The sequence below is a fragment of the Pseudomonas sp. NFIX49 genome, assembly GCF_900115915.1.
GTDB classification, from domain to species: Bacteria; Pseudomonadota; Gammaproteobacteria; order Pseudomonadales; family Pseudomonadaceae; genus Aquipseudomonas; species Aquipseudomonas pharyngis.
Window position 1 is genome coordinate 238,241 of record NZ_FOYE01000005.1, and the last position, 18,503, is coordinate 256,743.

General features: G+C 62.2%; 17 protein-coding genes. 4 read left to right on the forward strand and 13 right to left on the reverse strand.

The window, feature by feature from the left end:
- Positions 1–20 precede the first annotated feature (20 nt).
- A complete protein-coding gene (locus BMZ46_RS16010; RefSeq protein ID WP_039765240.1) occupies positions 21–374 on the reverse strand; it encodes a RidA family protein in 354 nt (117 codons plus the stop codon).
- Entirely contained in the window at positions 346–1,650 is a 1,305-nt protein-coding gene (gene dadA, locus BMZ46_RS16015) for a D-amino acid dehydrogenase (RefSeq protein WP_074689994.1), read from the reverse strand. The genes BMZ46_RS16010 and dadA overlap by 29 nt, the downstream gene beginning before the upstream one ends.
- 154 nt (positions 1,651–1,804) lie before the next feature.
- Here dadA and BMZ46_RS16020 point away from each other — a divergent pair, with 154 nt between their 5' ends.
- Positions 1,805–2,293, forward strand: a complete 489-nt coding sequence (locus BMZ46_RS16020; RefSeq protein ID WP_003177284.1) for an Lrp/AsnC ligand binding domain-containing protein — start codon at positions 1,805–1,807, stop codon at positions 2,291–2,293.
- 114 nt (positions 2,294–2,407) lie between these two features.
- Here BMZ46_RS16020 and BMZ46_RS16025 read toward each other — a convergent pair whose 3' ends face one another.
- Complete coding sequence (locus tag BMZ46_RS16025) at positions 2,408–2,761, reverse strand: YkgJ family cysteine cluster protein (RefSeq protein ID WP_007954485.1); 354 nt, start codon at positions 2,759–2,761, stop codon at positions 2,408–2,410.
- A gap of 145 nt (positions 2,762–2,906) precedes the next feature.
- Between BMZ46_RS16025 and BMZ46_RS16030 the strand changes: the two genes are divergently transcribed.
- Complete coding sequence (locus BMZ46_RS16030) at positions 2,907–4,217, forward strand: NAD(P)/FAD-dependent oxidoreductase (protein ID WP_074689992.1); 1,311 nt, start codon at positions 2,907–2,909, stop codon at positions 4,215–4,217.
- A gap of 116 nt (positions 4,218–4,333) precedes the next feature.
- Here BMZ46_RS16030 and BMZ46_RS16035 read toward each other — a convergent pair whose 3' ends face one another.
- A complete protein-coding gene (locus BMZ46_RS16035; RefSeq protein WP_039765237.1) occupies positions 4,334–4,579 on the reverse strand; it encodes a DUF1127 domain-containing protein in 246 nt (81 codons plus the stop codon).
- Positions 4,580–4,758: 179 nt separating this feature from the next.
- On the opposite strand from BMZ46_RS16035, the gene BMZ46_RS16040 reads away from it, so the two are divergent.
- Complete coding sequence (locus BMZ46_RS16040) at positions 4,759–6,180, forward strand: aminotransferase-like domain-containing protein (protein WP_039765236.1); 1,422 nt, start codon at positions 4,759–4,761, stop codon at positions 6,178–6,180.
- Here the strand turns inward: BMZ46_RS16040 and BMZ46_RS16045 are convergent.
- The 8 genes from BMZ46_RS16045 to BMZ46_RS16080 all read right to left on the reverse strand — a co-directional run bounded on the left by BMZ46_RS16045 (position 6,177) and on the right by BMZ46_RS16080 (position 15,333).
- A complete protein-coding gene (locus BMZ46_RS16045; RefSeq protein WP_039765235.1) occupies positions 6,177–6,704 on the reverse strand; it encodes a hypothetical protein in 528 nt (175 codons plus the stop codon). The genes BMZ46_RS16040 and BMZ46_RS16045 overlap by 4 nt on opposite strands.
- Positions 6,705–6,717: 13 nt before the next feature.
- Positions 6,718–9,141, reverse strand: a complete 2,424-nt coding sequence (locus BMZ46_RS16050; RefSeq protein WP_074689990.1) for a fimbria/pilus outer membrane usher protein — start codon at positions 9,139–9,141, stop codon at positions 6,718–6,720.
- Positions 9,141–9,851, reverse strand: coding sequence for a fimbria/pilus chaperone family protein (locus tag BMZ46_RS16055; protein WP_074689988.1), 711 nt, complete (start codon positions 9,849–9,851; stop codon positions 9,141–9,143). Before BMZ46_RS16055 ends, BMZ46_RS16050 begins: the two co-directional genes overlap by 1 nt.
- A 101-nt stretch (positions 9,852–9,952) precedes the next feature.
- Positions 9,953–10,603, reverse strand: a complete 651-nt coding sequence (locus BMZ46_RS16060; protein WP_039765232.1) for a DUF1120 domain-containing protein — start codon at positions 10,601–10,603, stop codon at positions 9,953–9,955.
- A gap of 220 nt (positions 10,604–10,823) precedes the next feature.
- Complete coding sequence (locus BMZ46_RS16065; protein ID WP_039765231.1) at positions 10,824–11,366, reverse strand: DUF1120 domain-containing protein; 543 nt, start codon at positions 11,364–11,366, stop codon at positions 10,824–10,826.
- Positions 11,367–11,379: 13 nt separating this feature from the next.
- Positions 11,380–13,803 (reverse strand): fimbria/pilus outer membrane usher protein, encoded by a 2,424-nt coding sequence (locus tag BMZ46_RS16070; protein WP_074689986.1) that lies wholly within the window; start codon positions 13,801–13,803, stop codon positions 11,380–11,382.
- A complete protein-coding gene (locus BMZ46_RS16075; protein ID WP_081353127.1) occupies positions 13,803–14,510 on the reverse strand; it encodes a fimbria/pilus chaperone family protein in 708 nt (235 codons plus the stop codon). Before BMZ46_RS16075 ends, BMZ46_RS16070 begins: the two co-directional genes overlap by 1 nt.
- Before the next feature lie 160 nt (positions 14,511–14,670).
- Positions 14,671–15,333 (reverse strand): DUF1120 domain-containing protein, encoded by a 663-nt coding sequence (locus BMZ46_RS16080; RefSeq protein WP_039765227.1) that lies wholly within the window; start codon positions 15,331–15,333, stop codon positions 14,671–14,673.
- 376 nt (positions 15,334–15,709) lie between these two features.
- Here BMZ46_RS16080 and BMZ46_RS16085 point away from each other — a divergent pair, with 376 nt between their 5' ends.
- On the forward strand, positions 15,710–17,245 hold the full coding sequence (locus BMZ46_RS16085) for a phospholipase D family protein (protein ID WP_092163873.1): 1,536 nt from the start codon (positions 15,710–15,712) through the stop codon (positions 17,243–17,245).
- A 21-nt stretch (positions 17,246–17,266) separates the two neighbouring features.
- Here BMZ46_RS16085 and BMZ46_RS16090 read toward each other — a convergent pair whose 3' ends face one another.
- Positions 17,267–18,412 (reverse strand): MFS transporter, encoded by a 1,146-nt coding sequence (locus tag BMZ46_RS16090; RefSeq protein ID WP_039765225.1) that lies wholly within the window; start codon positions 18,410–18,412, stop codon positions 17,267–17,269.
- Positions 18,413–18,503 lie beyond the last annotated feature (91 nt).

An 18,503-nucleotide genomic window follows, 5' to 3' on the forward strand; every position in this document is an offset into this window, starting at 1 on the left:
AGAGGGATCTTTACAACGGGTTACGGCAACGCGGCGACGATGGAGATCTCGACCAGGATGCTCGGCTTGGCCATCTTCGCTTCAACGGTGGCACGGGCCGGGGCGGCGCCCTTGGGCAGCCACTGATCCCACACCGAATTCATGCCGGCAAAGTGCGCCTCGATGTCGTTCAGGTAGATCGTCGCCGACAGCAAATGCTGTTTGTCGGTGCCGGCCAGATCGAGCAGGCGCTCGATGTTGGCGAGGACGTCGCGGGTCTGCTGTTCGACACCGGCGTTGAAGTCATCGCCGACCTGCCCGGACAGATACACCGTACCGTTGTGGCTGACGATCTGACTCATGCGCTCATTGGTGAGCTGGCGCTGGATTGCCATGCTTTGCGGACTCCTGGGTGGTGTTGCCATAACGGGAAATATCGAGGCCTTCGGCGCTGATCTGTGGCTTTTTCTTCGCCATCAGGTCAGCCAGCAAGCGACCGGAGCCGCACGCCATGGTCCAGCCGAGGGTGCCGTGACCGGTGTTCAGGAACAGGTTCTTGAACGGGGTGGCGCCGACGATCGGCGTGCCATCCGGGGTGGTTGGGCGCAGGCCGGTCCAGAAACTCGCTTCGGCCAGATTGCCGCCCTGAGGATAAAGGTCGTTGACGATCATCTCCAGGGTCTCGCGCCGACGCGGGTTCAGCGACAGGTCAAAACCGGCGATCTCCGCCATGCCGCCGACGCGGATGCGGTTGTCGAAACGGGTGATCGCGACCTTGTAAGTCTCGTCGAGAATGGTCGAAGTCGGAGCCATCGCCGGGTTGGTGATCGGCACAGTCAGCGAGTAGCCCTTCAACGGATAAACCGGTGCCTTGATGCCCAGCGGCTTGAGCAGTTGCGGCGAGTAGCTGCCGAGGGCGAGTACGTAGCGGTCAGCGGTTTCCAGCTTGCCGTCGATCCACACGCCGTTGATGCGGTCACCGGCGAAGTCGAGGCGCTGGATATCCTGGCCGAAACGGAATTCCACACCCAGTTGGGTGGCCATTTCGGCGAGGCGGGTGGTGAAGATCTGGCAGTCGCCAGTCTGGTCGTTCGGCAGGCGCAGGGCACCGGCGAGGATGTCGGTGACACCCGCCAGCGCCGGTTCGACGCGGGCAATGCCGGCGCGGTCGAGGACTTCGAACGGCACGCCGGATTCTTTCAATACGGCGATGTCCTTGGCGGCGTTATCCAGTTGTGCCTGGGTGCGGAACAACTGGGTCGTACCGAGGCTGCGGCCTTCATAGGCGATGCCGGTTTCGGCGCGCAGTTCGTCGAGGCAGTCGCGGCTGTACTCGGACAGACGCACCATGCGCTCCTTGTTCACCGCGTAACGATTGGCGGTGCAGTTGCGCAGCATCTGCGCCATCCACAGGTACTGGTCGATGTCGGCGGTGGCCTTGATCGCCAGCGGCGCGTGGCGTTGCAGCAGCCATTTGATGGCCTTGAGCGGCACGCCCGGCGCAGCCCACGGCGAGGCGTAGCCCGGCGAAACCTGGCCGGCGTTGGCGAAACTGGTCTCCATGGCCGCGGCGGGCTGCCGGTCGACCACCACCACTTCAAACCCGGCACGGGCCAGATAGTAAGCACTGGCGGTACCGATGACGCCGCTACCCAAGACCATAACGCGCATTTTGTATCCCTCATCGCGGCGTGCCGCGTACGTCTGTTGTTAGAGCAATGATGCGCGCAGTGTAAAAAAGATTTGCCAGTGCTTTTCACTGTATAAGCGCCTATATTTGGCGACAATTCTCGGCAAAAACCCTTTTCACGGAGGCGCATCCCCTATGCGTACCAACACTCAGACCAAACGTGAGCTGGACAAGATCGACCGCAACATCTTGCGGATCCTGCAGGCGGACGGGCGGATTTCATTCACCGAACTAGGCGAGAAGGTCGGGCTCTCCACCACGCCGTGCACCGAGCGGGTGCGTCGCCTGGAGCGCGAGGGGATCATCATGGGCTACAACGCCCGCCTGAATCCGCAGCACTTGAAGGGTAGTCTGCTGGTTTTCGTCGAGATCAGTCTCGACTACAAATCCGGCGATACTTTCGAAGAGTTCCGACGTGCGGTGCTGAAATTGCCCCACGTGCTGGAGTGCCACCTGGTATCAGGGGATTTCGACTATCTGGTGAAGGCGCGGATTTCCGAGATGGCCTCGTACCGCAAGCTGCTGGGCGACATCCTGCTCAAGCTGCCGCATGTGCGCGAATCCAAGAGCTACATCGTGATGGAAGAAGTGAAAGAGAGCCTGAGCCTGCCGATTCCGGACTGATCGCTCAGACCAGTACCTGCCCACTGGATCGTTCCCACGCTCCGCGTTCGGCTTTGGAAGGGACGCGGAGCGTCCCGGGCTGCATTCCCACGCAGAGCGTGGGAACGATCAGAGTCAGACCAGCACTTGCCGGTTTTCAGCCATGTACTCGAACACCTGCTTCTCGACCCGTGGGTGAATCAGTTCCACCGGTCGCCGGCCGTTGGGGCACGGCAAGGTCTGGGTGGTGCCGAACAACCGGCAGATCAGCGGCCGCTCGTCATACACCGTGCAGCCATTCGGCCCCAAATGCACACAGTTGAGCTCTTCCATCGCTGCGTCCTGCTCGGCGCGGGTCTTGCGCGGCAGGCGGGACATTTCCTCGGGCGAGGTGGTCACCGGCCCGCAACAGTCATGACAGCCCGGCACGCATTCGAACGTGGGAATCTGCTGACGCAGGGTGCGGATTTTCTGACTGTTGCAGCTCATTGCAGCGGTAACCGGAGCGAAATAGGCGGCAATTGTGCCGCAAAAGCCGTGATCCAGACACCACGGGCCGACCAATGTTGCCCGGCCTCGGGCCTGCGGCTTATGCTCCGTCAAATTTTCTCGACACCCGCTCAGGATGACGCCCATGAATGCCCGCGCCCACGCCACCGCGAGCCAACCCCACGTTGCCTCTTATTACGCCGCCAGCAGCCTGCCGCAGCCCGATCATCCGGTGCTGCAAGGTGAACTGATCGCGGACGTGTGCGTGGTCGGCGGCGGTTTTTCCGGGCTGAACACCGCGCTGGAACTGGCTGAACGGGGCTTGAGCGTGGTGTTGCTGGAAGCGCACCGGATCGGTTGGGGCGCCAGCGGTCGCAACGGTGGGCAACTGATTCGCGGGGTCGGTCACGGCCTCGATCAGTTCGCCAACGTGATCGGCGCCGACGGCGTACGTCAGATGAAACTCATGGGCCTGGAAGCGGTGGAAATCGTCCGCCAGCGCGTCGAAAAATTTCAGATCCCCTGCGACCTGACCTGGGGTTACTGCGACCTCGCCAACAAACCTTCCGACCTTGAAGGTTTTGCCGAAGACGCCGAAGAACTGCGCGGCCTCGGTTACCGCTACGAAACCCGTCTGCTGCAAGCGAACGAGATGCACACCGTGGTCGGCTCCAAACGCTACGTCGGCGGCCTGATCGACATGGGTTCCGGGCATCTGCACCCACTGAACCTGGCACTCGGCGAAGCCGCAGCAGCGCAGCAACTGGGGGTGAAGCTGTTCGAGCAATCGGCGGTCACTCGCATCGACTACGGCCCGGAAGTCCGGGTGCATACAGCGCAAGGTTCGGTGCGGGCGAAAACCCTGGTGCTCGGCTGCAACGCCTATCTCAATGGGCTGAATCCGCAACTCAGCGGCAAGGTACTGCCGGCCGGCAGCTACATCATCGCCACCGAACCGCTGAGCGAAGAACAGGCCCACGCCCTGCTGCCACAGAACATGGCGGTCTGCGACCAGCGGGTGGCGCTGGATTACTACCGGCTCTCGGCAGATCGTCGTCTGCTGTTCGGCGGCGCCTGCCATTATTCGGGGCGTGATCCAAAGGACATCGGCGCGTACATGCGGCCGAAGATGCTCGAAGTGTTTCCGCAGCTCGCCTCAGCGAAGATCGATTATCAGTGGGGCGGGATGATCGGTATCGGCGCCAACCGTCTGCCGCAGATTGGCCGGCTCGCGGAGCAGCCGAACGTGTATTACGCCCAGGCCTATTCCGGCCACGGCGTGAATGCCACGCACCTGGCGGGCAAGCTGCTGGCCGAGGCTATCAGCGGCCAGCACAGCGGTGGCTTCGACCTGTTCGCCAAAGTGCCACACATCACATTCCCCGGCGGCAAGCATCTGCGTTCGCCGCTGTTGGCGTTGGGGATGTTGTGGCATCGGCTCAAAGAGTTGGTCTGAGATCGTTCCCACGCTCTGCGTGGGAATGCATCCAGTGACGCTCTGCGTCACAGCGGACGCGGAGCGTCCGGGGCGGCGTTCCCACGCAGAGCGTGGGAACGATCCTGATACAGATCTCAGATCCGCCAGAACGGCTTCAACCCTTCCTCCAGCGCCTGCTCGCGGGTCAGCCCGATGTCCTTGAGCTGTTCCGGTGTCAAGCGCAACAACGCCTTGCGCGTGTGCAGACGATGCCAGAACAGGTCCCAGCGACTCAGGCCCGACGGCGCGTTGCACATGCTCTCGTTGCGCGCATTGTCCTGTTGCCCTGCCTCCAGTTCCTGACTGTGTAACGTCAGCCGCACATCGCTCAAGCCGTTCATTTTCGTTGCTCCTGTTTACTTGGGTAGCCAGAGATTCCATGATGCGCGGGCGAGCAAAATCATTACAGATTCAACACATCTGTATTATTTCCATACAGATTTGCTGTCTCTGCGACTGAATTGTCGATTTACGCCGCATCTGTACTGGTTTAACGAATCATCTGCATCGAGGCAGTGCCATGACGCTCTATGTGAATCTCGCCGAACTGCTCGGCACCCGCATCGAACAAGGCTTCTACCGTCCTGGTGATCGCCTGCCGTCGGTGCGCGCCTTGAGCGTCGAACACGGGGTCAGCCTGAGCACGGTGCAGCAGGCCTATCGGATGCTGGAAGACAGCGGCCTGGCCACGCCGAAACCCAAGTCCGGGTACTTCGTGCCGGTCGGTCGCGAGTTGCCGGAACTGCCGGCGGTCGGGCGCCCGGCGCAACGACCGGTGGAAATTTCCCAGTGGGATCAGGTGCTGGAACTGATTCGCGCGGTACCGCGCAAGGACGTTGTGCAGCTCGGTCGCGGCATGCCGGACATCTCGTCACCGACCATGAAACCGCTGCTGCGCGGACTGGCCCGTATCAGCCGCCGTCAGGACATGCCCGGTCTGTATTACGACAACATCCACGGCACTCTCGAATTGCGTGAACAGATTGCCCGGCTGATGCTCGATTCCGGCTGCCAGTTGAGCGCCAGCGATCTGGTGGTCACCACCGGTTGCCACGAAGCGCTGTCCACCAGCATTCACGCAATCTGCGAACCCGGCGACATCGTTGCGGTGGACTCGCCAAGCTTTCACGGCGCGATGCAGACCCTCAAGGGGCTGGGCATGAAAGCCCTGGAAATCCCCACCGATCCGCTCACCGGCATCAGCCTCGAAGCGCTGGAACTGGCGCTGGAACAATGGCCGATCAAGGTCATCCAGCTCACGCCCAACTGCAACAACCCGCTTGGCTACATCATGCCGGAGTCGCGTAAACGCGCCCTGCTCAACCTGGCCCAGCGCTTCGACGTGGCGATCATCGAGGACGACGTGTATGGCGAACTGGCCTACACCTACCCGCGTCCGCGCACGATCAAATCCTTCGACGAAGACGGCCGCGTGCTGCTGTGCAGTTCGTTCTCCAAGACCCTGGCGCCGGGGCTGCGCATTGGCTGGGTCGCGCCCGGCCGCTATCTCGAGCGGGTGCTGCACATGAAATACATCAGCACTGGCTCCACGGCACCGCAACCGCAGATCGCCATCGCCGAATTTCTCAAGGCCGGGCACTTCGAACCGCATTTGCGGCGGATGCGCACGCAATACCAGCGCAATCGCGACGTGATGATCGATTGGGTGACGCGCTACTTCCCGGCCGGCACCCGCGCCAGCCGCCCGCAGGGCAGCTTCATGCTCTGGGTCGAACTGCCGGAAGGTTTCGATACGCTGAAACTGAATCGTGCGCTGCACGATCAGGGCGTACAGATTGCTGTCGGCAGCATCTTTTCCGCCTCGGGCAAGTACCGCAATTGCCTGCGCATGAACTACGCGGCCAAACCCACAGCACTGATCGAAGAAGCGGTGCGCAAGGTTGGCGCGGCGGCGATCAAGCTGTTGGCCGAGGCCGATTAATCCACCATAAAGGCGCCCTGACCTTCAAACCGCACCGGATCGACGGGGCGGCTTGAGGCGTCATCGACCCGCGCATCCAGCTCCAGCTCCACTTCCAGCAGACTGCCCTGGATACCGGCGTCCGCCCGCCATGGAACAACGTGGATGCCCGGTCGCAGGAAATCACCTTCGACCGGTTGGCCGCTGTCCAGGCGCCAGTGCACCGCCGCACCGTCGACACGAGCAGCCACGATACGCAGTTGCAACGTGCCCGCCGCCCAACGGAAACGTTGCGGATCGGCGGGGGGCGCGACAAATGCCCAGCGCATCAAGCGCACGTCGGGACAGTGCACCCGCAAGTGCACGCTGCGCAGACCAAAGCCCGGGCCCCGGCCATCAAGCGCCGTGCGTTGCAGCAGGTCGGCGCGCGTTGCGCTACCCAGGTTCACGCTCGCGGGCGACAGACTCGACTGACACGTCTCGGCGCTGAACGCCTGTTGAAATACCAGACACGGCAACACGATCCAAACCGGCAGAAATTTCATCAGATGCACTCGTTCAGGACAGCTCGGCCGGCGCGCAGGTGGCATCGACCCGCTCGATGAGCGCGCTGTCTTCAGGGGATTCGGGAAGCGGGAAACGCAACACGCACCGCGTGTTGTCAGGGAGCTGCACATGCAGGCGCTGACCCGCTTTTGCGTCGGGCAGAAAAATCGTTCCGGCATCCTGGACCGTTGTCAGGTAGCGGCCCTGCTCATCGTGAACACTCAACCCCTTGGTCAGCCATTGCCGGTCGACGGTCATCGCATTCAGCAACAATCGCCGGACAGTGACGAGGGAAAAGTCCAGATGCTGCACCGAACCACGGGCGGGCTGCACTTCCTTCACCCCGTCGAGCACTTCAACGTTGCGCGACAGGCTGAGCGGGTCGACTTCCAACCGTGCCGTCGACCAGGCCGGCAGGCTCGCCGCGACTGCGTGGCCCGAGCCATCGGTCCAGACCGGCCCTTGAGGCGTGTTCAGTTTCACGCCCGATCGATCACCGGCCTTGAGTACGCCGAAAGTGTCGCGCAGGGGATAAGGCGACAAGGTTACGCCCTCGCGATGCAGCACCACACCACCGCGCAGCCCCACGTCGTAATCGGTCGCGCCGGATCGCTGGCCGACACCAACGTCCAGGCTGGTGTAGCGCGGCAGGGCATTGAAGCGCACACCATAGCTCGCTGCCGCTTCATCGCGGTATTCAGCGTTGGCGCTGTAGGCCAGGTTTTCCCCCAGCACATCGCTGACGGCCACGCCCCGACGCAGGCCGGATCGATCATCACGGCGCAAATAGCCGCGCAGTCTTCGCTGGCCACCCAGCGCCATTCCCAGTGTCAGGTAAGCGGAATTGCCCAGGCGATCGGGCGCCGTATCGCCGATAGCACGCTCCAGGTTCAACGAAAGGCTGATGCGCTCAGGCAATGTACGCGACCAGGACAGGCCAAGACGCGACTGCGACGGTTCACCCTGGGTCGAATATCGCGACCAGGTCGCCCCGAATGCACCCCATTGATCCACCGAACCGGTGACAGAAAACACCAGGTGATCGCGACCGGGAGACTCTGCCCGGTGAAGCGCCTGATTCCAGCCGGTGTCTGACAGCGTGCGAAAATTCCGACTCTGGCGCACCGCAACCAGACTCGTCGACAGGTGCTCGGACAGCGGCGCACTAAGCGTCAGCTGCGTCTGGCTGCCTCCCGCGCCACTGGAGCGGTCATCGGACAGCACCTGCTTCACGCCCAGTGCGTAGCCGCCGGCCCATTGTCGTTGCAGGCCCCAGCCTGTCGACAGGTAGTCGGTTGCCGCGAGCACACCGGCGGTGAGACGGGTGGCCTGCCCCCAATCCCAATCCTTGCTGAACGCCGTGAAAGAAGGCGTCTGTCGGTCGTCCGAGCCCAGCCGTCGCACCGTGCCCAGCGCGAAGTTGAACCCGCTCGGCCCGGCCCATTGTGCTTCGTGGAGACTGGCCGCCGGCACCCGCAAGCGCCGCGCCTGCCCATCCTGCTCGTGCACAGTCACGTCCAGATCAATCTGATTGCTCAGCAGCGGCAGCGCTCGCAGCGTGAACGGTCCACTCGGCACCATGGTGGTGTAGATCATCACGCCGTTCTGCCGGACTTCGATGCGGGCCGGCGAATACGCGACACCTTCCACCTGCCCCCGCGCGCCGTCCTGCGCCGTTCGCAACTGGGTGAATGCCGCTTCCGGCAGGATCTGCACACCGTTGAATGGTTCACCGGCAAACAAGGTCGACGCGAGATTCAATTGCCCGACCTGCAGGCTGACTTCGGCGTCTTCCAGGGTTCGCGCACCGTAGGCATACAGGTGCTCGAACCGCGAGTTGCCGGAGGTCGACGTGTAAGACTGCCGACTGCGCAATACCCAATCCCCGGCGTTCACGCCGACCTCTGAGCCCAGGCTTTGAAACCTGTCGTGTTGGCCTTCATGCTGACTGCCGAACATCAACGCGTCGTAGTTGAAAACGCCGGCCATTCCGCCATGAGCGAAGTTGTTGGGCGTACGTTCCGGCAGCATCAGACGGTCGGTCGGTACCAGCAGATCAATCCGTTCGCGTCCCGGATCCAGATGCGCGACCGCTTCGGGAAATCCCTCCACCAACGTCGTGCACTGCTGCGGTCGCAACTTGGTCATCGAGGGTGGCGGGTGTACTCCGGCAGCGTTCAGCCATTGGGGTTGCAGGCACAATTCTCCGCGCTCGTTGAACGACACCCGCACACGGCCTCTGGCCTGTCCGTTGACCTCGAGCGCCACGGCATGCTCGCCTTGGGCGAAGCGCGGCGCCTCCCGAAAGTACGCCGCCAGCGCAGGGTCGATGCCGCGATCCCTCAACACTTGAGCGTCGAACTCCAGTGACTCGGCCGCCAGCACCGTGCCGTTGACCGCCAGCAGCAACACGCCCCAACGAACGCAGACCTTCATCAGCGAGTAACCGGCGAGTCGTAATGGTCGACCGCAAAGCCGTAGGTGGTGGCCGGAAAAATCCTCACTGCCATCGTCTGAGCCGAGGCGTGCAAGGGGAAATCAACGTGCAGTCGCTCGCCGGGCAAGATGTAGGTCTTCGGCAGGTTAACCGAGCGGGTGCCCGGCAGAGGAACAATGGTTTTCGCCAGCCGAACCACATAGGGGCTCGGATTGACGACCTGCACACCAGCGGCATCTATTGACCAGGTCAGCCGTTTCCAGGGCTCGCGCTCCACCGGCAATCCGGCAGGGCGCAGAATCACCGGCAGGTTCTGACGGACACCGAGAGTGACCCGCGCTCCGGCGGCGTCACTGGCCGGCTGGATCCCCTCGAAGATCAACCGCTTCAGGCGTTCAGTCTTCAACGGTTGCTGACTTTGCAGAATGAATCGCACTTGCTGAATGCCGTCCGGTTCGACACGAGCGATGGGCGGGGTAAAGACCAGCAGTACATCGTCGCTGTCCTCGATATTCTCGACGGTGGTGTGCAGCAATGCGGGGCGCGTATCGGTATTGCGCACATTCATTACCGCTTCACCCATACCTTCCTCCACCAACAGCACCGGCGTCTGCGGAACCATTCCGGCGGCGTGGGCCAGCGGCACTGAAAGCCATGCGAACAGGCACAGCGCTGCAGTCTTGAGAGCAGACTTGAAAGAAATGAGCATCGGGATAATCCGTGGAATGCTGGATGCGGCCCGGCAAATGCCGGACCGCGCTCGCGTGTGCCAGCCGGTCCCGGTGCCTGAGAGACACCGGGACGCTGTCATCAGAGGTAGAACATGTCGAACGTCACGGAGCCGTCCAGCGGGATTTCGTTGGCAATCGGCAGGGCGTTGCTTGGGCCGATGATCGGCAGCAGGTGCATCGGGAAACCGTGATGACGAGCCGCAACCGGACCGGCCGCGGCATTGTCGCCCCACGAGTACAGTTGCGGCGCATTGCTGACCAGTGTGCTGGTCGGCACACGCCATGCCGGGGCCGCCAGTGTTCGGGTCAGCAGCGTCTGGGCATTGCCGTCGGTCTCCGGAATGCCATGGCGCAAGGCGAAACCACCAATAGGCGTACCGTTGATTTCGCCCAGCCCGAAAAACAGTGCCGGATCACTCTGACCGGCACCATCACTGATGCCGGGCAACTTGGTGCCGGCCCGGTTGTCACGCACCGACACTTCCACGGGGGCCGGTGCATCGCAATTGATGTGCAGGGACACATCGCGACCGGCCAACAGGGTCTGGGTGGTCGGATTCAACGTCGCCGCCGAAATCTTGCGCAGATCCACCGTGCCGCCACCGGCAAAGGCCGGAATGCAGGAGGTCGGAATAATGGTACCGATGACATTCAGGTCAACGCTTTCTGCCATTGCCCATGCTGGCAGCAACGCTGCAGCCAGTACCGCAAGACGGGATGTCTTTTTCATAAGCCGTAATCTTCCATTAAATGACTGTCCACTCCCTACAAACCTGGTATGTAAGTAAGCGGGCTGATGATTGCGGCTTATGAGAGATAAATCTGTAGGAAACGGGAGCGCTTAAACAGCGAAATCACGACTGGTTTAATAGGTAATTTGAGCTTGGTGGCGGGATCCTACGCTGCCGTGGTCGGATGCTTTGAACCGCCCTGTCTCCGGGGTCCGAGATTCAGTACGCCTGAAAGCGCAGATCGATCCCGAACCGGGTCAGATCGGCAACCCGGGTCTGCGCTGACCCTACCCGTCCTTCAAGTTCCACTTCGACGTCCATGCGCTGACCTTCCAGTGCAACGCCCGCCCGCGCGGGAATCAGGCTTTGCCCGGCGGGCCAGACAGCCGCACCGGATGCCGCACCCGGTTCAAAACCAAGCCACTGCACAGCCTTGCCATCCACCCGGACAGCCACCACTTGAACCCTCAACACCCCGGCGCTAAAACGATAGTCGACGGCGTCCGCTGCTGGCGCGACCAGGTCGAGTCGCAACGGTCCTGTCCGCTCACACTGAACGGTGATCTGCACCCGGCGGCGCCCGAAACTCAACTGGTCATTCTCTATGGGCTGTTGCAGCAACTGACCGCGCGTCATCGCTCCAAAATCGACGGAAGGCTGCCCCAGCCTGACTGCACAGTCCGACTGCGCCTGTGCCTGATCGGCAATAAATGCGGTACTGAGCAATGCCAGACCGATCATGCCGGTTTTCAAATGCTGCATGGTGACTGACTCCTTAAACCGCTTGGCAGGTGGCTTGTGCCGTTTCGTACAGCGACTGCGTGTCGGGTTGTTCGTCGATGCTGTAGATCAACCGGCAGCGACTGCCATCGGGCAGCACCACATGCAAAATCGTGTCGGGCAGGACATCGGGCAAAAAGATCGTGCCGGCTTCCAGCACGTTAGTGATGTACTGTCCCTGCGCGTCGAAAACCGCTCCACCCTTGCTCAGAAGCACGTTGTCGGCGGTGCGCGCCTGTAACAGCAGGCGCCGCGCAGTGACCATCTCGAATGCAAGGTGCGCTACCGCACCACGCCCGGCTTCGACTTCCTGGTAAGCGTTGTGCACATCGACATTGCGCCCCAGGCTGGCCGTGTCGAGTTCGACCCGTCCCTTGCTGTACGCCGGCAGACTCGCCGCCACGGCGTGCCCGGCATAATCGGTCCAGACCGGGCCGCGCGGGGTGTTGAGCTTGACTCCCGCACTGTCGCCGGCCTTGAGCAAGGCGAAGGTTTCGCGCAGCGGATAAGGCGACAGGGTCACGCCTTCACCATGCAGTAACGCACCGCCGCGCAGACCGATGTCATAGTTCTGGTTACCGGCTCCGCTGCGCGAATAGCCCATGTCCATCTGACTGTAGCGGGGCAACAGATTGACCCGCCCGTTGAATCCGGCGCCACCTTCATCCGGTCGCTCGGCGCCGATGCTGTAAGCCAGGGTGTCGCTCAGTTGTTCATTGAATCGCAGGCCGCTGCGAGTGCCGCCCGCGTCGTCGTTGCGCACATAGCTGCGCAACGTCTGCCGGACACCTAACGGCAGACTGACACTCAGATAGGCTGCCGTACCGCGAGCATCGTTCGAATCCCCCGCGACATCGCGCTCAACCGTCAATGTCACACTGGCTCGCCGAATGCTCTGCGACCAGGCCAGGGCGACTCTTGAAGTGGCCGTCCCGTCAAACAGGGAGAACCGCGAATAGCTGGCGGAAAAACCACCGAACAGCGGGCTGCTGGTGCTGAGATTCGCCGTCAGTTGATTGCGCATCCGCTGAAACGGCTGATCATTGTGCGAGTCCCAGGTGGTATCCGAGAGTGTGCGAAACCCCTGAGTCTGCCGGGTCAGCGCAACACTCGCCGACAGCCTTTCACTCAGAGGACCGCTGGCCGTCCATTGCAACTGAGTGCCGGATGCAGCCTGATCCTGCGCCCGGGAAACCAACTGCCGGCCCCCCAGTACCAGTCGATTGCCGACGCTGCCCTGCATCGCCCAGCCCACCGACTCATAACCTGTACCGAGCATGGCACCGGCCGTGACCTGCCCACGCTGGCCCAGCCGCCAGTCCTTGCTGGCAGCCGCGAAGGACGGCGCATCACGATCATCATCGGCATAGCGTCGCACTTGGCCGACCGCCAGCCCATAACCGGCCGCCCGCCCCGTCATTGCGCCTCGCAACTGCGTCGCCGGCACAATGAAGCGCCGCTGCTGCCCGTCCTCTTCATGCACCGTCACTTCCAGATCCACGCTCTGACTGAGCAACGGCAAACCGACCAGGGTGAACGGGCCGCCGGGCACCACCGTGGTGTAGATCAGCGCACCGTTCTGCGTAACTTCGATTCGGGCGGCGGAATAGGCAATCCCTTCTACCCGCGCACCGGAGCTGTCATCGTCCAGCGCCATCAGGGCCAGTTCCGGCTGCACCTGAAAGCCGTTGAAGGCCTCGCCGGAAAACAACGGGGAAGCCATGTTCAACTGACCCAATTGCAGGTTGACCCGATAGCGCTCCGAGGTGTGCGAGGCATAGGCATACAGGTGCTCGAGGCGATCCTGACCGGCGAAATCGCTGTACACCTGACGACTGCGAAACGACCAATCCGCAGCATTCAGCCCAAGCTCGGTATTCAGATTGCGGAACTGCGAGGACTGGCCGGCGAACCGACTGCCAAGCAGCAAGGCGTCGTAGTTGAACAGGCCTGCCGCGCCCCCGTTGAGGAAACTGCGGCGAACCGGGCGATCTGGCATCAGCGCATCGGTGGGCACCAGCAGTGCGACATGCCCCTGCGAGGGATCGGTTTGCACTACCGCGTCAGGAACGTACTGACCGAACGGCACACATCCCGGTCCACCCGCCGACTCGATTCGAGTGGTGGCTCTGATGCCGCCCCTTTCCAGCAGTGACGGCGTGAAACACAACTCGCCTTCGGCATCGAATACGACCTGCAACCGCCCCTTGGGAACGCCGTTGACCGACAGGGCTACCGCCTGCTCGCCCTCGCGAAAGCGCGGCGCCTGGCTGAAGTACTCGGCCAGACGCGGGTCCAGCCCGCGGGATTTCAGGACATCCTGATTGAACTGCACGGACACACGCTCGGTGCTTCTGGCGATCGGAGCGGCACTCAGAATGATCATCAGCGCCGCGCCGGCCAGACAATATCGCTGCATCAATCCGTCACCAACGGAGCGTCGAAATGCGCAATGGCGAAACCGTACGTAGTGACTGGAAACAGTCGCACCTGGAGCTGTGAACGGCTCGATTCAGCCGTCCCGCTCAGGGTCAGCTGCTCGCCAGGCAACACATAGGTACGCCCCAGATCCATCTCTTTGCCACCAGGCAACAACATCACCGAATGACCCAGCCGCACCACATACGGACTGGGATTGCGGACCTTTATCTCGGAGCCTTGTCGTAGCCAGACCAAATGCTTCCAGGGCTCACGGTCGATCGGCAATTTCGCCGGACGCAGGATCGCCGGGATGTTCTGGCGCACGCTCAGGTTGACCTGCGCCTTGCCCGTCGCATCCTGCGGCGCGATGCCTTCGAACACCACCCGCTTGAGACGCTCGGTCTTCAGCGGTGCGGCGCTGCGCAAAATGAATCGCACGCGCTGTGTGGCCCCGGGCTCGACCCGGGCGACCGGCGGCGTCAGAAGAAGCAAGGGTTCGGTGTCTTGCGGCACGTCCTCGACAGAGGTGTGCAACAGCGCCGGATGGGGCTCGCTGTTGAACACATTGATCCCCGCCTCGCCCAGTCCTTCGTCGAGCACCAATACCGGCGTTTCGGGAACCATCCCCGCCGCCCGGAGCTGGCCGGGCTCCGATAAAACCACCAACAGCACACTCATGATGGCGCTGCGCATGAAGCCGTTCATGTCGTTGTCCACAGACAAGCGCGCAGCCGGCAGCACCGCCAGGCCACGAGCCAGCCGATCAGGTTGATAGGAAATGACAGGCCACACAAAGGCCGAGCCTGTCGGCAGTCACTGCAAAACCCTGTTGCGCCTCAAACCCGGCACAACCACCCGCATTCCCTCAGAGGTAAAGCAACTCGAACGTAGCCGACCCGTTGAGTGCGAACTCGGAGGTGATCGGCAGGCTCGACGACGGGCCGATGACGGGAACCAGGGTCATGGGGAACGTGTGGACAATGCCCGGCGTCGGACCTGCCGCCAGCGAAGCACCCCACGAGTACCGAAGGTTGCCGCCTTCGGCGTTTTTCCCGACCAGCGTTGCCGTTTCGGGAGAGTCCCAGTTGGCCATGTCGCCCTGCTTGTACATGACCATCGACGGCTGACCGTCGACGGTGGGTGTGCCGAACCGCAGGCCGTAGCCACCGATCTTCGCCCCGGCCACTTCACCGATTCCGTAAATGTACATGGCCCAGTCGTAGCCATCGATGACAATCCCGGGCCGCTGCGTATGAGACTGATTGTCATGCACTTTGATCGCCATGGGGGCGGCTGCGGAGCAACTGACGCTCAGCGTGATGTTGCGGTTCTGCAGTTCGGTCTGGCGATCCCGGTTCAGCGAACCGGCGGAAATGTCTCCCAGATCAACGGTATTGCCGCCGGCGAAGGCCGGTGTACAGGAGGTCGGAACAATGGTGCCCGTGATCGTCAGATCCGCGCTGTCGGCCATGACCCAGGCCGGTGACAGGGCGCTTGCGACAGCAATTGCACGAAAGGTCTTGCGCATGAAAATTCTCACTCCATAAGAATCGAAAGATGACAGCCAGCTGCGCTTCTTCTGCTGTAAAACAGGAAACTTCCTGCCTCAAAATCAGCGTTGTCATTATTCCAATTGTTTCCCGGCAGTGATGTAAGGCGACGGCGCGATTAGCACTGGAAAAATCGCTGCAAGGCGTAGCTGATGTGAGCCGGAAAAATCGTCAATTCGTTTAAGAACTCTCGCTTGCCCGACAGTCATAAGCTACAAGCCGCTCTGGTCCAGGGCTCGGATTGACTGACCGTCGAACGGATAACACGCTGCGTACGCCGTGCCATACTCCTGACCTCGCCCACACCCGGAACGATCCGACTTGAGCTCAAGACATTCCCTGCCATTTGCACTGATGTTCGTCCTGCTGCTCGCCGGGTGCGCCTCACTGGATGTTCCACGAGAACCCAGCCAGACCCTGCCAGCCAACGGATCGGCATTCGGCCGTTCGATCCAGGCCCAGGCGGCGCCCTACAAGGGCCAGTCCGGCTTTCGCCTGCTGTCCAACAGTACCGAAGCCTTTACCGCCCGCGCCGAGCTGATCCGCAACGCCCAAAGCAGTCTCGACTTGCAGTACTACATCGTCCATGACGGCATCAGCACCCGAATGCTGGTGGAAGAATTGTTGAAGGCTGCCGACCGTGGCGTGCGGGTGCGGATCCTGCTGGACGACACCACCAGCGACGGTCTCGACCTCATCATCGCCACACTGGCGGCGCATCCACAGATCCAGATCCGTCTGTTCAATCCGCTGCACCTGGGGCGCAGCACCGGCGTGACCCGTGCGGCCGGGCGGCTGTTCAACCTGTCGCTGCAACATCGGCGCATGCACAACAAGTTGTGGCTGGCGGACAACAGTGTGGCCATCGTCGGCGGGCGCAATCTGGGCGATGAATACTTCGATGCCGAGCCCAACCTGAACTTCACCGACATCGACATGCTCAGTGTCGGGCCGGTCGCCGAACAGCTCGGGCACAGTTTCGACCAGTACTGGAACAGTGCCCTGAGCAAGCCGATCGACGAATTCCTCTCCAGCAAACCCACGGCCAAAGACCTGCAGAACACCCGCACGCGCCTGGAAGAATCCCTGGAAGAGACCCGCAAACAGAATCACGCGCTGTATCAGCAGTTGATGACTTACCGCACCGCTCCGCGCATGGACGTCTGGCGCCGGGAGCTGATCTGGGCCTGGAATCAGGCGTTGTGGGATGCGCCGAGCAAGGTGCTGGCCAAGGGCGAGCCCGATTCGCAGCTGCTGCTGACCACACAACTGGCGCCGGAGCTCACCGGTGTCAGCAAAGAACTGGTGATGATTTCTGCCTATTTCGTGCCGGGACAACCGGGGCTGGTCTACCTGACCGGCCGCGCCGATGCGGGCGTGTCGGTAAGCCTGCTGACCAACTCGCTGGAAGCCACCGATGTGCCGGCGGTGCACGGCGGTTATGCGCCGTATCGCAAGGCGTTGCTGGAACATGGCGTGAAGCTGTTTGAGCTGCGGCGCCAGCCTGGGGATAACGACGGCAGCGGCCCGCACCTGTTTTACAGCAAGTCCTATCGCGGCTCGGATTCGAGCCTGCACAGCAAGGCGATGATCTTCGACGGCAAAAAATCGTTCATCGGCTCGTTCAATTTCGACCCGCGCTCGGTGCTATGGAACACCGAAGTCGGGGTGCTGGTAGACAGCCCCGAACTGGCGGCGCACGTGCGCGAACTGGCCTTGCAGGGCATGGCGCCGGCGCTCAGCTACGAAGCGAAACTGCAGGACGGAAAAGTGGTGTGGGTCACCGAGGACAATGGCCAGATGCACACGCTGACCAAGGAGCCCGGCAACTGGTGGCGGCGCTTCAATGCGTGGTTCAGCACCACCGTGGGACTGGAGCGGATGCTGTAGCAACCCGCTCCAGCCGCCTCATCAAGCGGGCTCCGGCACCTTGCCGAACGCCCCTTGCCGCGACAGCAGAATCACCAGCCCGAACGCGCCGGCCGCCATCAGCCACGGCAACGCATGTCCACTGATCCACTGGCTGCCCGCGCCCGCCATCAACGGCCCGATCAGACAACCGACACCCCACAGCTGCGCGACATGCGCATTGGCGCGCACCAGCGCATCGTCGCGGTAACGCTCGCCGATCAGAATCAGCGAAAGCGTGAACAGACCACCGGCACTGGCGCCGAACAGCACCCACAGCGGCCAGATCAGCAGGGTGTCGAGCAGCATCGGGATCGCCAGGCTCGACAGCATCAGCACCACGGCGCAGGCGGTGAACAGGGTCCGTCGCGACAGGTAGTCGGCCAATGCGCCGATCGGCAATTGCAACAGCGCATCGCCCACCACCACGGTGCTGACCATCGCCAGCGCGATTTCAGCGGTGAAGCCCTGTTGCAGGCAATACACCGGCAACAGCGTCAGGATCATCGCTTCGAATGCGGCGAACAAAGACACCGCCCAGGCGATGGCCGGCAGTTCGCGAGCGAAGCCCCACAGATCGCCGAAGGTCACGCTGCTGGCTTCACTGCTCGGCGCACCGCTGCGGCCCAGCAGCAGAAATGGCGATACGATCAACAGGCCAACACCGACCCAGAAACCATAATCGTGATCAGTGCCCAGCGCGCCCAACAGCAATGGACCGGACAGTTGGCTCAACGCGTAACTACTGCCGTACAGCGCCACCAGTCGTCCACGCCACTGCTCGACCACCAGCTGATTGATCCAGCTCTCGCCAAGGATGAAGACGATGGTCAGAGCCACGCCGATCATCAGCCGCAACACCAGCCAGATCGGGTAACTCGGCAGCAGCGCCAGCAGGCCGATGGACAGCGCCCCGGCCCACAGGCACAGGCGCATCAGGTTAGCCGTGCCGAAGCGCGCGGCCAGATGACTGGAAACCTTCGCCCCCAGCAACACGCCAATGGCCGGCATCGCCGCCATCACGCCAATGGCGAACGAGCCGTAACCCCAGCCCTCCAGGCGCAACGACACCAGCGGCATGCTGACACCGAGGGCCAGGCCAACACTCAAGACAGACGCCAATACGGCGAAATACGTCGCCCAACGCATGGTCCACGCTCCTGTGGATAATTTTTATTCACACAAAACCAATGTGGGAGCGAGCCTGCTCGCGATAGCGGTGTCACATTCAACATTGATG

Coding starts and splice junctions, on each gene's coding strand:
- BMZ46_RS16085 (WP_092163873.1), top strand. CDS start 15,710: ATGTTCGTCCTGCTGCTCGCCGGGTGCGCCTCACTGGATGTTCCACGA.
- BMZ46_RS16025 (WP_007954485.1), bottom strand. CDS start 2,761: ATGAGCTGCAACAGTCAGAAAATCCGCACCCTGCGTCAGCAGATTCCC.
- BMZ46_RS16010 (WP_039765240.1), bottom strand. CDS start 374: ATGGCAATCCAGCGCCAGCTCACCAATGAGCGCATGAGTCAGATCGTC.
- BMZ46_RS16075 (WP_081353127.1), bottom strand. CDS start 14,510: ATGAACGGCTTCATGCGCAGCGCCATCATGAGTGTGCTGTTGGTGGTT.
- BMZ46_RS16040 (WP_039765236.1), top strand. CDS start 4,759: ATGACGCTCTATGTGAATCTCGCCGAACTGCTCGGCACCCGCATCGAA.
- BMZ46_RS16055 (WP_074689988.1), bottom strand. CDS start 9,851: ATGCTCATTTCTTTCAAGTCTGCTCTCAAGACTGCAGCGCTGTGCCTG.
- BMZ46_RS16035 (WP_039765237.1), bottom strand. CDS start 4,579: ATGAACGGCTTGAGCGATGTGCGGCTGACGTTACACAGTCAGGAACTG.
- BMZ46_RS16030 (WP_074689992.1), top strand. CDS start 2,907: ATGAATGCCCGCGCCCACGCCACCGCGAGCCAACCCCACGTTGCCTCT.
- BMZ46_RS16090 (WP_039765225.1), bottom strand. CDS start 18,412: ATGCGTTGGGCGACGTATTTCGCCGTATTGGCGTCTGTCTTGAGTGTT.
- BMZ46_RS16060 (WP_039765232.1), bottom strand. CDS start 10,603: ATGAAAAAGACATCCCGTCTTGCGGTACTGGCTGCAGCGTTGCTGCCA.
- BMZ46_RS16050 (WP_074689990.1), bottom strand. CDS start 9,141: ATGAAGGTCTGCGTTCGTTGGGGCGTGTTGCTGCTGGCGGTCAACGGC.
- BMZ46_RS16020 (WP_003177284.1), top strand. CDS start 1,805: ATGCGTACCAACACTCAGACCAAACGTGAGCTGGACAAGATCGACCGC.
- BMZ46_RS16065 (WP_039765231.1), bottom strand. CDS start 11,366: ATGCAGCATTTGAAAACCGGCATGATCGGTCTGGCATTGCTCAGTACC.
- dadA (WP_074689994.1), bottom strand. CDS start 1,650: ATGCGCGTTATGGTCTTGGGTAGCGGCGTCATCGGTACCGCCAGTGCT.
- BMZ46_RS16080 (WP_039765227.1), bottom strand. CDS start 15,333: ATGCGCAAGACCTTTCGTGCAATTGCTGTCGCAAGCGCCCTGTCACCG.
- BMZ46_RS16070 (WP_074689986.1), bottom strand. CDS start 13,803: ATGCAGCGATATTGTCTGGCCGGCGCGGCGCTGATGATCATTCTGAGT.
- BMZ46_RS16045 (WP_039765235.1), bottom strand. CDS start 6,704: ATGAAATTTCTGCCGGTTTGGATCGTGTTGCCGTGTCTGGTATTTCAA.